At 71.2% G+C, this 13,980-nt stretch carries 13 protein-coding genes; 3 read left to right on the forward strand and 10 right to left on the reverse strand.

Features of this window, described 5'->3' with window-relative positions; all coding sequences use genetic code 11:
• Nucleotides 1-135: 135 nt before the first annotated feature.
• Both ctaD and ctaF read left to right on the forward strand, forming a co-directional pair.
• On the forward strand, nucleotides 136-1,815 hold the full coding sequence (gene ctaD, locus AC067M_RS08810) for an aa3-type cytochrome oxidase subunit I (RefSeq protein WP_478696285.1): 1,680 nt from the start codon (nucleotides 136-138) through the stop codon (nucleotides 1,813-1,815).
• On the forward strand, nucleotides 1,805-2,209 hold the full coding sequence (gene ctaF / locus AC067M_RS08815) for an aa3-type cytochrome oxidase subunit IV (protein WP_478696286.1): 405 nt from the start codon (nucleotides 1,805-1,807) through the stop codon (nucleotides 2,207-2,209). The genes ctaD and ctaF overlap by 11 nt, the downstream gene beginning before the upstream one ends.
• On the opposite strand, the gene qcrB is transcribed toward ctaF, so the two are convergent.
• Nucleotides 2,127-3,647, reverse strand: coding sequence for a cytochrome bc1 complex cytochrome b subunit (gene qcrB, locus AC067M_RS08820; RefSeq protein WP_478696287.1), 1,521 nt, complete (start codon nucleotides 3,645-3,647; stop codon nucleotides 2,127-2,129). The genes ctaF and qcrB overlap by 83 nt on opposite strands.
• A gap of 409 nt (nucleotides 3,648-4,056) precedes the next feature.
• Here qcrB and AC067M_RS08825 point away from each other — a divergent pair, with 409 nt between their 5' ends.
• The gene (locus AC067M_RS08825) at nucleotides 4,057-5,064 is read left to right on the forward strand and encodes a Ppx/GppA family phosphatase (protein WP_478696288.1); all 1,008 of its coding nucleotides are present in this window, start codon (nucleotides 4,057-4,059) and stop codon (nucleotides 5,062-5,064) included.
• Between the two features lie 827 nt (nucleotides 5,065-5,891).
• On the opposite strand, the gene AC067M_RS08830 is transcribed toward AC067M_RS08825, so the two are convergent.
• From AC067M_RS08830 to AC067M_RS08870, 9 genes are all read right to left on the reverse strand, one after another.
• Nucleotides 5,892-6,224, reverse strand: a complete 333-nt coding sequence (locus AC067M_RS08830) for a DUF3040 domain-containing protein (protein WP_478696289.1) — start codon at nucleotides 6,222-6,224, stop codon at nucleotides 5,892-5,894.
• A gap of 92 nt (nucleotides 6,225-6,316) precedes the next feature.
• On the reverse strand, nucleotides 6,317-7,909 hold the full coding sequence (locus AC067M_RS08835) for an MFS transporter (RefSeq protein ID WP_478696290.1): 1,593 nt from the start codon (nucleotides 7,907-7,909) through the stop codon (nucleotides 6,317-6,319).
• The gene (locus AC067M_RS08840; RefSeq protein ID WP_478696291.1) at nucleotides 7,906-8,385 is read right to left on the reverse strand and encodes a type II toxin-antitoxin system RatA family toxin; all 480 of its coding nucleotides are present in this window, start codon (nucleotides 8,383-8,385) and stop codon (nucleotides 7,906-7,908) included. The genes AC067M_RS08835 and AC067M_RS08840 overlap by 4 nt, the downstream gene beginning before the upstream one ends.
• Nucleotides 8,386-8,447: 62 nt before the next feature.
• Nucleotides 8,448-9,578 carry an acyl-CoA dehydrogenase family protein gene (locus AC067M_RS08845; protein WP_478696292.1) on the reverse strand — a complete coding sequence of 377 codons (1,131 nt, stop codon included), beginning with the start codon at nucleotides 9,576-9,578 and terminating at the stop codon, nucleotides 8,448-8,450.
• Nucleotides 9,565-10,473: an alpha/beta hydrolase family protein gene (locus AC067M_RS08850; RefSeq protein WP_478696293.1), complete on the reverse strand. Its 909-nt coding sequence runs from the start codon at nucleotides 10,471-10,473 to the stop codon at nucleotides 9,565-9,567. The genes AC067M_RS08845 and AC067M_RS08850 overlap by 14 nt, the downstream gene beginning before the upstream one ends.
• Nucleotides 10,470-11,420: a ferritin family protein gene (locus AC067M_RS08855; protein ID WP_478696294.1), complete on the reverse strand. Its 951-nt coding sequence runs from the start codon at nucleotides 11,418-11,420 to the stop codon at nucleotides 10,470-10,472. The genes AC067M_RS08850 and AC067M_RS08855 overlap by 4 nt, the downstream gene beginning before the upstream one ends.
• A 38-nt stretch (nucleotides 11,421-11,458) precedes the next feature.
• Nucleotides 11,459-12,436 (reverse strand): bifunctional lysylphosphatidylglycerol flippase/synthetase MprF, encoded by a 978-nt coding sequence (locus tag AC067M_RS08860; RefSeq protein WP_478696295.1) that lies wholly within the window; start codon nucleotides 12,434-12,436, stop codon nucleotides 11,459-11,461.
• Entirely contained in the window at nucleotides 12,433-12,885 is a 453-nt protein-coding gene (locus AC067M_RS08865) for a hypothetical protein (RefSeq protein ID WP_478696296.1), read from the reverse strand. The genes AC067M_RS08860 and AC067M_RS08865 overlap by 4 nt, the downstream gene beginning before the upstream one ends.
• Before the next feature lie 31 nt (nucleotides 12,886-12,916).
• The gene (locus tag AC067M_RS08870; RefSeq protein WP_478696297.1) at nucleotides 12,917-13,963 is read right to left on the reverse strand and encodes an SDR family oxidoreductase; all 1,047 of its coding nucleotides are present in this window, start codon (nucleotides 13,961-13,963) and stop codon (nucleotides 12,917-12,919) included.
• Nucleotides 13,964-13,980: the final 17 nt, after the last annotated feature.

Genomic DNA, 13,980 nt, shown 5'->3' on the forward strand with positions numbered 1-13,980 from the left:
CCCGGGTACCACCTGCCCCTCCGACGGCGGAACGGGAGCGTGGCGTGAACGGCCGAGCCGGGTCGCGGCAGTAGCGTCGGGCTGCCGTGCCGGGTCACGGCCAGGGCTCTCACCAGGCGCGCATGGAGGAGGACGATGACCGAACTGTCGGAACGCGTCGACGACGAAGCCGGCCGCGGCACCTCATCGCACTCCTTCGGCCGTACGCTGCTGGGCTGGGCGACCACCACCGACCACAAGGTGATCGGCCGGCTGTACATGGTCACGGCGTTCTGCTTCTTCCTCTTCGCCGGTCTGCTGGCGCTCGCGATGCGCGCCGAACTCGCCCGTCCAGGGCTGCAGTTCCTCAGCAAGGAGGGCTACAACCAGTTCTTCACCGTCCACGGCACCGTGATGATGCTGCTGTTCGCGACGCCGATGTTCGCCGGGTTCGCCAACGCCGTGATGCCGCTGCAGATCGGCGCGCCGGACGTGGCGTTCCCCCGGCTGAACGCGCTGTCGTACTGGATGTACCTGTTCGGCGGTCTGATGGTCGTCTCGGGGTTCGTGGTGCCGGGCGGCGCGGCGTCGTTCGGCTGGTTCGCGTACGCGCCGCTGAACAGCTCGTACTACACCCCCGGCGCGGGCGGTGACCTGTGGACGATGGGGCTGGTGGTGACCGGTGTGTCGACCACGCTGGGCGCGGTCAACTTCATCGCCACGATCATGTGCCTGCGCGCGCCGGGGATGACGATGTTCCGGATGCCGATCTTCACCTGGAACGTGCTGTTCACCTCGATCCTGGTGCTGCCCGCGTTCCCGGTGCTCGCGGCGGCGCTGCTGGCGCTGGAGTCGGACCGGAAGTTCGGCTCGCACATCTTCGACGCGACGAACGGCGGCGCGATCCTCTGGCAGCACCTGTTCTGGTTCTTCGGGCACCCCGAGGTGTACATCGTGGCGCTGCCGTTCTTCGGGATCATCACGGAGATCATTCCGGTGTTCTCGCGCAAGCCGTTGTTCGGGTATCTGCCGTTGATCGGCGCGACGATCACGATCACCATGCTGTCGGCGGTGGTGTGGGCGCACCACATGTTCGCGACGGGCGCGGTGCTGTTGCCGTTCTTCTCGCTGATGTCGTTCCTGATCGCGGTGCCGACGGGCATCAAGTTCTTCGCGTGGATCGGCACGATGCGCTATGGGTCGCTGTCGTTCGAGACGCCCATGCTGTGGGCGATGGGCTTTATGGTGTCGTTCCTGCTGGGCGGGCTGAGCGGGGTTCTCATCGCGTCGCCGCCGCTGGACTTCCACCTCACCGACTCGTACTTCATCGTCGCGCACCTGCACTACGTGCTGTTCGGCACCGTGGTCTTCGCGATGTTCGCCGGGTTCTACTTCTGGTGGCCCAAGTTCACCGGCCGGATGCTGGACGAACGCCTGGGCAAGCTGCACTTCTGGCTGCTGTTCCCGGCGTTCCAGCTGACCTTCCTGGTGCAGCACTGGCTCGGCGAGGAGGGCATGCCCCGCCGGTACGCCGACTACCTGCCCTCGGACGGCTTCACGCTGCTGAACACCCTGTCGTCGGTGGGCGCGTTCCTGCTCGGCGTCTCCACCCTCCCCTTCCTCTACAACGTGTGGCGCACGGCCCGCCACGGGCGGCGCGCTACCGAGGACGACCCCTGGGGGTACGGGCGGGGGCTGGAATGGGCGACGTCCTGTCCGCCGCCCCGCCACAACTTCGTGGCGCTGCCCCGGGTCCGCTCGGAGTCCCCGGCGTTCGACCTGCACCATCCGGACATCGAACTGCGGAAACAGGAGCACTTGCCCCATGCGGACTGAGGCGTTGCTGTTCGGCGGTGTCGCCGTCTTCTTCGGGGGCACCGCGGTGCTCTACGGCATCTGGTCGCACTGGGATCCGGCCGGTTCGGCGGCGCTGATCGTGGCCTGCCTCATGGCCGGGGTGATCTCGTTCTTCTGCGCCGTGAACTACCGGCGCAGGGGACGGCGCCCCCAGGACCGCGGCGACGCAGAAGTGGCCGACGGAGCCGGCCCGCTGGAGTTCTTCCCGCCGGAGAGCAGCTGGCCGATCGCCACCGCCGCCGGGTTCGCGGTCGCCGCGACCGGGGTGGTGTACGGGCTGTGGCTGTTCCTCATCGGGGTCGGCGTCCTGGGAGCCGGGGTGTTCGGAATGGTGTTCCAGTACGCCGACCGGGACTCCGGCCGGGAGGGCTGATCGGTGTCCTGGGGGCGCCGGGCCGGAACTTCTCCACCGGCAGGTGATCGCTCTCGTAGCCCCCGGCGACGGACTGACGCACCTCTCCGGACTCCTCGCCCTCGGTCAGACGTTCGCGCTCCGAGGCCAGCAGGGCGTGGCACAGGCGCCGGGTGACCATGAAGCCCAGGACCGGGCCGACGACGAGGGCGACGCGCAGGATCCAGGTGAGGGCGTTGACGGAGACGCGGAACGTCTGGGCGATGATGTCGTTGCCGCCGGCCAGCAGCAGAACGCCGTAGAAGACGATGCCGGCTACGCCCAGTCCGGTGCGGACGGGGCGTTCGCGCGGGCGGTCGCACAGGTGGTGCTCCTGTTTCCACTCGCCCGTGAGCCGCTGCTCGACGAACGGATACAGGTACAGGACGAGGAAGAAGAGCCCGGGAAGGACGACGGCCGGAAGCAGGACGTTCCACATGAGGGTGTGGCCGGCGACGTTGGTCTCCCAGGGCGGTACGAGCCGTAGCGCGCCCTCCAGGAAGCCGACGTAGAAGTCCGGTTGGGAACCGGTCGACACGAGGTCGGCGCGGTAGGGCCCGTAGACCCAGACCGGATTGATCTGCGCGAGCCCGGAGAGCGCGGCCAGCACGCCGAACACCATGAGGGACAGGCCGGCCGAGCCCGTCGCGAACTGGGGGAGCATCGGCTTGCCGACGGCGTTCGCGTTCGTCCTGCCCGGACCGCGCCACTGGGTGTGCTTCAGGTAGAACACCAGGATCAGGTGGACGGTGACCAGGCCGATCAGCGCGCCGGGCAGCAGCAGGATGTGCAGGCTGTACAGCCGGGGCACGATGTCCAGCCCGGGGAACTCGCCCCCGAAGGCGAACATGCTCACATACGTGCCCACCACCGGGATGGACAGCATGATGCCCTGCGCGATGCGCAGTCCCGTGCCGGAGAGCAGGTCGTCGGGGAGTGAGTAGCCCGCGAACCCCTCGGCCAGGGCGAGCACGAGCAGGGTGACGCCGATGAGCCAGTTCGTCTCCCGGGGCCTGCGGAAGGCGCCGGTGAAGAAGATCCGCAGCAGATGCACCCCGATCGCGGCGACGAAGACGAGGGCAGCCCAGTGGTGCATCTGACGGATGAGCAGGCCACCGCGGACGTCGAAGCTGATGTGCAGGGTGGAGTCGAAGGCCGCGGACATGCGGACGCCCTGCAGGGGCACGTACGAGCCGTCGTAGACGACCTCGCGCATGTCGGGCTCGAAGAAGAAGGTCAGCCAGACCCCGGTCAGCAGCAGGACGAGCAGGCTGTAGAGCGCCAGTTCGCCCAGGAAGAACGACCAGTGGTGGGGGAAGGCCTTGCGCAGCAGCGCGCCACCCCCGTCGTACACCGGTAGCCGCGCGTCGACCGCGTCGGCGACCTTCGCGGCAGCCCCGTCGTCCCGCTCGCGCTCCACGCCACGCCTCCCTCCGTGACCGGGCCACGCCCGTCACAGGGGATGACTTGCCGCTGCCGCGCCGGGCGAGCGCCCGTGCGCGGCGAAACACTCGCCCGGCGCGGCGGAGGCACCCGTTCGGACGGCATCAGTCGTCGGGGTGGCCCTCGGCGGTCCTGCGGTTGGCGTGCGGGCTGGGCGAGATCGGGTCGCCCGTTCCGCCGCGGGTCGGCTGCGAGGTGTCGACGTCGTCCTACTCGCCTTCCTGCTTGAGCTCCTCCAGAACCTCCTCCGTCGCGTTGTGGGTCGGCTCCTTGTGGGTGTGACGGCGCTTCAGGATGTTTCGCATGGGCGCCGGGTACCCGAAGATCGGTCACTCATCGCCTGTGGAAGCAGGCATTACGCACCCGTCTCGGGGTACGCAGCCACCATGCGTGTAGGAGTGGTGGACGCTGGGTCGAACACGGTGCGGCTGGTGGTCGCGGACGCGGAGGGCGGGGTGCCGCTGCCGGTGCACACGGCCAAGTGGAAGCTGCGGCTGTCCGAACAGGTGGGGCCGGACGGCCACATCGGCGACGAGGCGGTGGAGCAGCTGGCGCAGGCGGTGGGGGCGGCCGCCCGCACCGCCCAACGGTGGGGCACGGCGGGCCCGTTGGCGTTCGCGACCGCCGTCGTGCGGGCTGCGCCCAACCGGCTGGACGTGCTGCGCGCGGTGCACCACCGGACCGGGGTGCGGATGTGCACCCTGCCGGGCGAGGTGGAGGCCGAGCTCACCTTCCTCGGTGCCCGGCGCTGGCTGGGCTGGCGCTGCGGGCCGCTCGCGCTGTTCGACATCGGCGGCGGCTCCCTGGAGGTGGCGTTCGGGCGGGGGCGGCTGCCGGAGTTCGCGGCGTCGCTGCCGCTCGGCGCCAACCGGCTCACCAACGAGTTCTTCCGCACCGGGGACCCTCCCACGCTGGAGGAGGTGAAGGCGCTGCGGCGCAAGGTGCGCCACCAGTTGCGTGACGTGTCGGCCCGCATCCGCTGGGAGGGGCCACGCACCGCCGTCGCCACCTCCCGTACGTTCCAGCAGCTGGCCCGGCTCTGCGGGGCCGCGCCCGGGCGTGACGGCCCCTTCGTCGACCGCGTCCTGCACCGCGCCGACCTGCGCCGCGCCGTGGACACACTCGTCGCCCTGCCCGTCGCCGAACGTGCCCTCCTGCCGGGCATCTCCGCACCACGCGCCCGTCAGAGCCTCGCGGGCGCCATCGTCGGCCACACCGCCCTCAAACTGACCGGCATCCGCACCGTGGAACTCTGCCCCTGGGCCATCAGAGAGGGCGTCCTCCTCCGCTACATCGAGGAGGGCCCCGACTGGTGGACCGGCATCAGCCACGAAACCGACGGAGAGATCACGGCACCCGGCGCACCCCTGCGAGTGGCTGCGTCCACGAGCTGAGCGGGGGCGTGTGGACCGGTGCCACTGAGCACGGCATGCATGGGTGCCCCGACGGCGGGCCTGAGCACGGTCCATGCGCCGCAGCGGATCCGCGCACCGCGCAGGGCTACGGACGCGCGCTCACCCCGGCGTCCACCGTGCGGAAACCCAACGCACACACGCGCGCACCCGAATGCGAGCTGAGCACGGGCATGCGCCGCGCGGTGGACCCGAGCAGGGTGCGGGCTTCGCAGGCGGGCCGGCCTGGGCGTGGCTCTGCGGAGGTCTGACTCACAGGTCCGTGCGCCTCGGATGCGAGCCGACCCCGCTAGTGCTGTGACCGGAAAGGTTCACCGGCTCGCGACGCCCGGCACGGCACCTCGCCGCGTTGTCGCATCACCCGAGTACATCCAGTACGCGGGTCATGCTCCGCCTTGCGAGGCACCGCACCGGACGCCGCGAGCTTTCCGGCAAACCTTTCCGGTCACAGCACTAGCGTGCGCTGCGGCGGACCCGAGTTCGGTGGGAGGCTGCGGAAGCGGGCCGACTCCGATGTCCACCCTGCGGAAGTCCCATGGACAGGTGCGTGCGCCGCGGATGCGGGCTGGCCCGCGAGCGTGTGCTGCGGCGGCGGGCTGGACGCCGTCGTGTGCCGCCGTGGCGCAGGCGGGCGAGGCCTTGACCGCGGACGTGATGAGCTGGCCGCCCCGGAGCGTCGACGCGCGGGGTGGCACCCGTGGCGTGGCCCTCTCACCCGGCGCGAGCCACGGCCGCCGGAATGCACCGCGGGGCGTGGGCTCGCACTCGGCGCCCACCCCGCCGCGCCGGACTGCACGCCCGGCGTGGGCTCACGTCCAGCGCGAGCCGCGGCTGCCGCGCCGGACCAGGCGGCGCAACAGGCGGAAGGTCTGGAAGAGGGTGAGGGGCCATAGGGCGGCGAAGCACCAGATGACGGCGGGGTCCGAGGTGCGGATGGCCAGGACCGCGAGCAGGACCGAGGTGGAGGCCAGCAACAGGACCGACGCGACCAGCCACGGCACCCCCCGCCGCGCCCGCCCGGTGGGCTCCCCACGCATCGCTCGCGCGAAGCGCCGGTCGCGTCCCAGGACCGCCTCGATCCGCAGCAGGGCGAGGCGTTCGCTCGGTGACAGTCGTACGTCGTCCGTGTGCCCGTCTTCCACGGCGGCGGTACCTCCTTAGAGCCCGGGATCCCGCTCTGGGCCGAGTGCCCCGGAACCGGCCACTCCAAGCACGCGGCGAAGCCCGCCGATGCCTACGCCGTCTTCGCCTCCTGCCCGTCCGCCGTCGCCCCCGCCGCTCCCGTCGCACTTGTCGGCTCCCGTCGGCTCAGCAGTGCCGCCGCTGCCACCGCCCCCAGCGCCGCGCCCGCCGCCGCCACGATGACGGCCGCGTGAAAGCCCTGGGTCATCAGGTCGCCGACGGAGCGCAGGACGTGCTCGCGGAGGGACGGTGACTGGCCGGGAATGTCGTTGAGGCGCCCGTGCTCGACGGCCTCGGCCAGCCTCTCGCGGGCCGCGCCCGGCAGCGGGAGCGCCGACAGGACGTCCGGCAGGCCCGAGTGCAGCTCTCGCTGGACGAGCGTGCCGGACAGGGCCACGCCGAACACCGCTCCGACCTGTCGGCAGGTCTGGGACATGCCCGAGGCGACGCCGGCCTGCTCCGGGGGCACGGCCGAGAGCAGTGCCACCGTGGCCGGAGCTCCCACCACGGACACTCCGGCGCCGATCAGCACGAGCGGCCACCAGTACGTACCGAAGCCGCTGCCGGCCTCCATGCCCAGCAGCGCCACGAACCCTCCCGCCGCCACCAAAGACCCCAGGACGATGGCGAGCCGTGTCCCCAGCCGGCCCGCGACGGCCGGTGCCAGCACCGACGCCACGGTGATGGACACGGTCAGCGCCAGCAGCCGCAGCCCGGTCTGCACGGGGGTGAGCCCGTCGACCTGCTGGAGGAACAGGGTGAGCAGGAAGATGATCCCGAACAGGCCGAAGAAACCGAGGAAGTTCACCGAGCAGGTCATCAGCACCACGCGGTTGCGCAGCAGCGCCAACGGCAGCATCGGGCTGCGGGCCCGGCTCTCCCACCCCACACACAGCACGAGCACCAGCAGCGAACCGCCGAGCAGCCCGAGGATGCGCGCCGAACCCCAGCCCCGCTCACCCGCCTCGATCAGCGCGTACGCCATCACCCCGATCCCGGCGACGAACAGCACCTGCCCGACCCAGTCGATCCGCCGGCCCGCCGACCGCTCGCCGCGGGCCGCCGCGCCGAGCGGCAGCAGCCGGGCCAGCGCCACGATCGCCACCACGCCGATCGGCAGGTTGATCCAGAAGATGCTCTGCCAGGAGTACGCGTCGACGAGCAGCCCCCCGACGACCGGACCGGCGGCCAGCGCCACCCCTCCCACGCCGGCCCACACGGCCACCGCCGAGGCCCGGGACCGCTCCTCGGTGTAGAGCTGACGGATCAGGGCCAGCGACACGGTGATCATGACGGCGCCGAACACGCCCTGGACGGCCCTGGCCACGAGCAGCGCCTCGATGGTCCCGGACAGCGCGCACGCCACCGACGCGGCGGTGAAGCCGACGAGGCCCACCAGGAAGACCCGGCCGCGTCCCAGCGTGTCGCCGAGCGTCCCCGCCGTGAGGAGGAAGCAGGCGAAAGTGAGGACGTAGATGTCGAACACCCACTGCAGTGCCGAGACCCCGATGTCCAGCTCGGACTGGATGTCGGGCAGCGCCACCCCCACCACCGTGCTGTCCAGGTACACCATGACGACACCGGCGCAGATGAACGCCAGCCGCAGCGGGCGCGACCCGCGCCCCCGGGCCGCCGGGGCGGTCACGAGCCGACGACCGCGGAGTCCCGCTGGCTGCTGGTCAGCTCGATCTCCTGGCCGAGGAGCCCGCGCAGGATGAGCCCGATGCTCTCGCTGAGCGCGCGCATGGCGACCGGGTTGATGATCGGTTCCAGGCTGGGGATGCCCATGTCGAACTCGCAGGAGAACAGCACCACGACGTCGGGGCCGGTCTGCCGGACGTCCCAGGTGCCGACGAACCGGGCGAAGTCGCCGGTGAGCTGTTCGAACGTGATGTGCCGGGCCGCGGGGTCCACGACGTCCCGCTCGGTCCAGGTCAGCACGCCGCCGCGGAAGTTCACGGCCCAGGCCGAGTCGACGGTGCCCGCCTCGTCGGCGGTCACCGTGACCTCGCGGACGGCGTCGGTGTGGTCGGAGTAGCGCTCGAAGTCACGGATGCGGTCGAAAACCTGGTCGGCGTCCCGGTCGGACAGTAATCCCTCGACGGTGATGAAGCAGGCCATTACGGGTTCCTCCGTTGGCAATGATCTTGATGAGCTCTGGCTGAGCGGTCGGTACGTGGTGGTCAGCCGATGACCAGCGGGCCCCCCTCGAAGGCCGTGCACAGCGCCGCCGCGGACGAGGCGCGGGACGGCGGATGGAACTTCAGGGCCGCGGCACAGGCGGCCAGGTAGGAGGTCTCGTCGGTGGAGACGTAGGCCATGCCGCCGAGCGCCTCCAGGCAGCGCGGCACCACGCGGTCGATGGTGTCCTGCACCGAGAAGCGGCACACCAGGGACTGGAGCAGTTCGGCCTGGCCGACGGGTCCGTCCGTGTCCAGCGGTGCCGCGGCGCCCTCGACGGTGCCCATCGCCGCCTCCAGCTCGACAAGGATCCGGGCCCGCTCCGCGGGGTCAGCCCGCCCGCCGGCGAGGACACGCTCGGCGAGCGCGCTCGCCATGCCCAGGTACGAGGCGGCCATCATCAGTTCGAACCAGATGAAGCCCACGGTCTGGATGTCGTCCAGGCTGCCGTCGTCGCCCAGTTCGGTACGGACCACCATGTCCGGCGGCACCCGCACGTCCTGCAGCCGTACTTCGTCGCTCTCCGCGCCGGCCAGCGCGGCGGTGCCCCAGAACGGGTGCACCGAGATGCCGGGCGTGGCCGCGGGGACCACCGCCACGGCGAGCTGCGGGCCGCTGTCCGTGTCGAGCATGACGGAGGCGGTCAGCAGGTCCATGGACGCGGACAGGCTGCACGGTTTCTTGGAGCCGTTGAGGACGATGGCGTCGCCGTCCTGCCGGGCCGTGATCGAGGAGGCGAGGATGGACTGGCCGGACCTGCCCTCGGCGAACCCGGAGGCCATCAGCAGCCCCTGGTCGGCGACGGCCTCCAGCAGCATCCACTCCAGGCCCTTGGTGACCTCGTACGCCTGGATCAGTCCGGCGACCGAGAAGTGGTGCATGGTGGTGGCCACCGCGAGGGACGGGCTGCGGGAACCGATGGCGCGCTGGAGCCGTACGGCCTCCACGGCGCTCGCGCCCAGGCCCCGGTGCTCCGAGGGAACCACCACCCCGGAGCCGCCCGCCTCCTTGAACAGGGCGAGCGCGGGGCCCTGCGGCCGTTCCCGCTCCTGGAGGGAGAGGGCGGTCAGCCGGTCGTCCAGACCCGGGAGGAACTTCTCCAGCGTCTGCCGTTCACGTTCAAGAAACCGCATCCCCGTCTCCCCCTGAAGGTGCGTGCCATGACTGTCCGGTGCGGGTCTTGCCGATCCACCGGCCGATCTCGGCGGCGATGGGCTGCGACCGGTTGGCCCAGGCCATGTGGCTGAGCCGTTCACCGTGGTGCCACCGGGACACCTCGGCGCCGCGCAGCAGCCCGGTCAGCGCGTCGACGGCGCCGCGCGGGGCCAGCACGTCGCCCTCGACGGACACCGCGAGCACCGGCAGGCGCAGGGCGGCGATCAGTTCCTCGTAGTCGACGTCGGCCCCGGTCGGGCGGTAGCGGCCGGTGCGGGCCATCCGGGCCCAGTCGGCCACCAGCACCCGGGACTGCCGTCCGGCGAAGCGCAGGACGTCGCCCGGCCAGTAGCCGCGCACCCGGGCGACCCCCGCGACGACGCTGGTGCCCAGCAGCGGGATCAGCCCGGTGAGCCCCGGATACGTCCGGAAGTACGGGGTGCCGGCGGCGACGAGCAGCACACCGTCGAGGTCGGCCGGGTTGCGGGCCGCGTACATCAGGCCGATCTGGCCGCCGAGGCTGTGGCCCAGGAGGAACACCGGGCTGCCCGGGGCCCGTTCGCGCAGGGCGGCGAAGACGGCCGGGTAGTCGACGGTGGCCAGGTCGTGGTAGCCGTAGCGGGCCGAGCCGTCCGGCCGGGGCCGACTGTCGCCGTGTCCGCGCAGGTCGGCCACGGCAACGCTCAGGCCCTGGGCCACGAGGGCCGTGGCGAAACGCCGGTAGAACCGTGCCCGTACGCCGAGCGCGGGCCACACCACGACCAGGGGTTCGCCGGGCGCGCCCGGCCAGTGGTGCACCGCGAGTTCGGCGCCGTCCGGCAGCGTCACCGTCAGCCGCTCGGCCTCTGCCGTCCCGTCGGGTCGATCGCTCACTCGCCCATCCCCATGTACGCGAGCCGGGTCGTCTGGGTCGCCGCGGCCCACTCCAGCGCGGTGGTGATCCGCTCCTGCGGGGTGGTGTCCAGCAGGCGGCGGCCCGGCCAGATCTCGTGGTCGCCGATGACGTCGGCGATCTGCTCGACGCCCGCCTGGAACAGCTCCTCCCGGCGCTGGAGCACCGCGAACACGGGCAGGGTGCCCCACAGTTCGTTGCCGCGCCGGACCACGTCCGCCAGGTGCGGTTTGATGCCCGGGTCCTTCTCGAGGCTGCGCTTGACGATCTCGCTGCCGACGGTCAGGTGACGGATCTCGTCGATGCCCGCTCCGCGCTCGACGCTCGCCGCCGCCGGGTCGACGATCTTCCACTTGTGCTCGCTGAGTTCGCCGGTCGGCGCCAGCACCCCTTCGACGAGGATGGTGAGGACGGCGACCCCGGAGACGAACGGGTGCGGCCCGTTCATCACGTCGAGGCCGAACTGCTCCAGCGGGTCCAGGACGTTCCTCTGGTGCTCGCCCGCGTACTGCTCTATGACGTCGTCGAGTTCCGCCTGCGGGACGCCCACCTCGATCATGTGGGCGCGGAAGGCCTGCGCGTGCCGGGCCTCGTCCAGCAGCTGGGTGGCGTAGAACTCCATGGACTTCACGTCGGGCGCGTTCGCCACGAGGGAGGTGATGGCCCGAGCGGCCTTGTCCTCGGCGATGGAGCGGAAGGAGAACTCGAAGAGGAGGGCGTCGCGCAGCGGGCCGGGCTTGAGCATGTACTCCGGTGTCACGGCGTCCGGGTGGTGGCCGTTGACCAGGCCCTTGAGGGTGCCCTGGGCGACGTTGGCGATCCAGTAGTCCAGGTCGCACTGCTCCGGGCTGAGCCTGAGCTCACGGGCGCCCTCCAGCACGTTGGGCGCCAGGTCCCAGTCGGCTTCGGGTGCGATGTTCGCCGTCATCCTGTCAGTCCTCACGGTCGGTCGGTTCACAGGGCGATCTAGATTGCGTTGGTGATGCGGAACAGCTGCCACAGGGAGGACGGCCGGGGCCCGCCCCTGAAGGCGACGTACTCGGGTTCGATCACATGGGGCGCCCACTTGAGCTTGAACGCCTGCTGCGTGCGGGCGGGGTAGACGAACGCGCCCCGCTCGGCGATCAGCTTCACCATGCGGGTCAGCAGGGGGCTCGCGGTGGTCGGCTCGGCGCCGAGTCCCGCGAAAGGGGTCAGTCCGAGGTGGAGCCACTCGGCCTTCTCCTCGGCGAACGTCTCCAGCGCCGTGTGGTTGATCAGCTCGATGGTGCCGACCGAGGCGTCCGGGGTGCGCCGGGTCAGGTCGTACAGCCAGCCGGGGCGGGTGCCGTACGCGGGCGAGTAGGTGATGTAGCCGATGACCTTCCCGTCGCGCTCGGCCACGAACAGCCGCCGGTGGGGGGCGCCGCGGCCCTGCCGCTCGCCCACCAGGAACGTCATGCGCTTGACGTGCCAGCCCTTGTCGCGCAGCCATCTGCGATCGATGTCGTCCAGCGCCGGGAGCCGGTCGAGGGCCGACATCTCACGGACCGTCACCCCTTCGCGCCGGGCCCGGGACATGTTCTGCCGGATCTTCGCGAGTGCCTTGCCCCTGAGGGAGAAAGCGCTCAGGTCGATGCTGTACGAGCTGCCCAACTGGTTGACCGTCCAGCCCTGTCGGGTGAACAGCTCCACGTCCGTCGCCCGCACCTGTGCCGCCACGAGGCGGCGCCGGCCGCCGGCCACCCGCGCCTGGAACTCGGCCAGCAGGTCGGCGCGGTGCTCCGGCGGCGCGAAGGGCCCGCCGAAGAGGAAGACGCTGTTGCCGCGGCGCCGATGGGCGACGACGCCCGGCACGGAGTCGGAGGTGAAGTGCTCGACCCCGTCGTTGTACGCGAGGAAACCGCTGGGGTGGTCGGCGTACGCGGCGAGGCCGTCCAGGGCGGCCGGTCTGGGGACGGTCATATCGCGTGCGCCTCCGCCCGCCGCGCGCGGTGCGCCTTCTGCCTGCCGGTCTCGAAGTGCTCGAACGGCAGGTCGATCGGTTTGGCGTAGTTGCCGAGCAGGCCCCGGTCGCCGAACAGGTGCAGCGGCACCACGAGAAGCGCCCACTCCGGCCGCACGAGCCACGCCCACATCAGGATCACCCCTCCCGCGGTGAGCCAGGTGTGCATCACGTTGTACAGGACGTGGAACACCGGGTGGATACGGCCGTCCCTGGACAGCGTGTAGGCGATCAGGCCGGGGATGTAGCCGATGAGGTCGATGTAGAGGAACAGCAGGATCGCCGGACCCCAGCGCACCTCGTCGATGTGCCACAGGAAGGCGGCCGCCGCCACCCCGAAGGCACCCAGGTACTCCGCGCGGGTCGTCAGGTAGTTCTGCCGGTGCCCGAAGGCCTGCTCGGCGCTCATGGTCATTCCCTCGCTCGTGACGCGTCGGCGGTCAGGCCGAGGCGTAGACGTCGTACCGGCTCTTGATCATGTGGCGCAGGGACGCCCGCCAGGCCTCCTCGTTGGCCTTGACGTCCGCCGCCGCCTCGCAGCCGGGGATCTCGGCCAGCGACGTGGGGATCGGGTAGTCGTGGAAGAGCACGGCGGTCATGTCCAGCAGGCGGTCGAGCCGGGTGGTCGCCCAGTCGGGCACCACGTCGAAGAAGGCCGGGCGTACCAGGCGTTCGACGATGTCGGGGGCCAGCACCCGCAGGGGGGCGACCTGGATGCCCTCGGCCGCCGCCTCCTCGATGATCAGTTCGACCAGTCGGTGGGTGGTGAGCGCGTGCGGGCCGCCGCTGAGCCAGTACTGGCCCGACCGCACGTCGGCGTCCAGGAGGGACACGATCGCCCGGGCCACCACGTCCTGCGGGACGAAGTCGACATGGCCCTCCGGGGCGCTGGGCACGAAGGGCAGCCGGTTGCGCAGGACGTTGTGTGCGAAGGTGTGCAGTCCCTGCGCCTCGGAGATCTCGCCGGTGACGGAGTCGCCGATGATGATCGACGGGCGCACGATCACGACCTGCGCGCCGCTGTCGGTGACGATCTTCTCCCCTGCCGCCTTCGACGACACGTACAGGGCGGGACTACTGCCGGCCCGCCCCGCCTCGTCGCCGCCGGCCGCACGGATCTCCTCCAGCCGCGCCACGTAGGCAGTGCTGACGTGGACCAGCGGGGCGTCCGCGTCGAGGGCGAACCGCGAGATCTGGCGGGCGCCCTCGACGTTGAGGGTCTCCATCTCCTCGGCGGTGCCGCTGAACTTCACCATGCCGGCCGCGTGGATCACGACGTCCACGTCGGCGCAGAGTTCGCGGTAGGCGGCGGGGTCCAGCCCCAGCAGGGGCTCGGAGACGTCACCGTGCACCACCCGGTCGCATCCGGCGGGGGGCCGCCGGTGGGCCAGGCCGATGACGTGGTGGTGCTTCAACTGCGGGATGAGGGCCGTACCGAGGACTCCGGAGCCCCCGGTCAGCAGGACGGTCTTGGTCGACAGGGTCATGTCGAGGCCTTTCGCAG

It is taken from the genome of Streptomyces sp. NPDC043427 (assembly GCF_056436655.1).

Excerpts from the sequence above, each read along its gene's own strand:
- AC067M_RS08840 (WP_478696291.1), bottom strand. The coding sequence starts at position 8,385 with ATGGCCTGCTTCATCACCGTCGAGGGATTACTGTCCGACCGGGACGCC.
- AC067M_RS08855 (WP_478696294.1), bottom strand. The coding sequence starts at position 11,420 with ATGACGGCGAACATCGCACCCGAAGCCGACTGGGACCTGGCGCCCAAC.
- ctaF (WP_478696286.1), top strand. The coding sequence starts at position 1,805 with ATGCGGACTGAGGCGTTGCTGTTCGGCGGTGTCGCCGTCTTCTTCGGG.
- AC067M_RS08845 (WP_478696292.1), bottom strand. The coding sequence starts at position 9,578 with ATGCGGTTTCTTGAACGTGAACGGCAGACGCTGGAGAAGTTCCTCCCG.
- AC067M_RS08865 (WP_478696296.1), bottom strand. The coding sequence starts at position 12,885 with ATGAGCGCCGAGCAGGCCTTCGGGCACCGGCAGAACTACCTGACGACC.
- AC067M_RS08870 (WP_478696297.1), bottom strand. The coding sequence starts at position 13,963 with ATGACCCTGTCGACCAAGACCGTCCTGCTGACCGGGGGCTCCGGAGTC.
- AC067M_RS08825 (WP_478696288.1), top strand. The coding sequence starts at position 4,057 with ATGCGTGTAGGAGTGGTGGACGCTGGGTCGAACACGGTGCGGCTGGTG.
- ctaD (WP_478696285.1), top strand. The coding sequence starts at position 136 with ATGACCGAACTGTCGGAACGCGTCGACGACGAAGCCGGCCGCGGCACC.
- AC067M_RS08860 (WP_478696295.1), bottom strand. The coding sequence starts at position 12,436 with ATGACCGTCCCCAGACCGGCCGCCCTGGACGGCCTCGCCGCGTACGCC.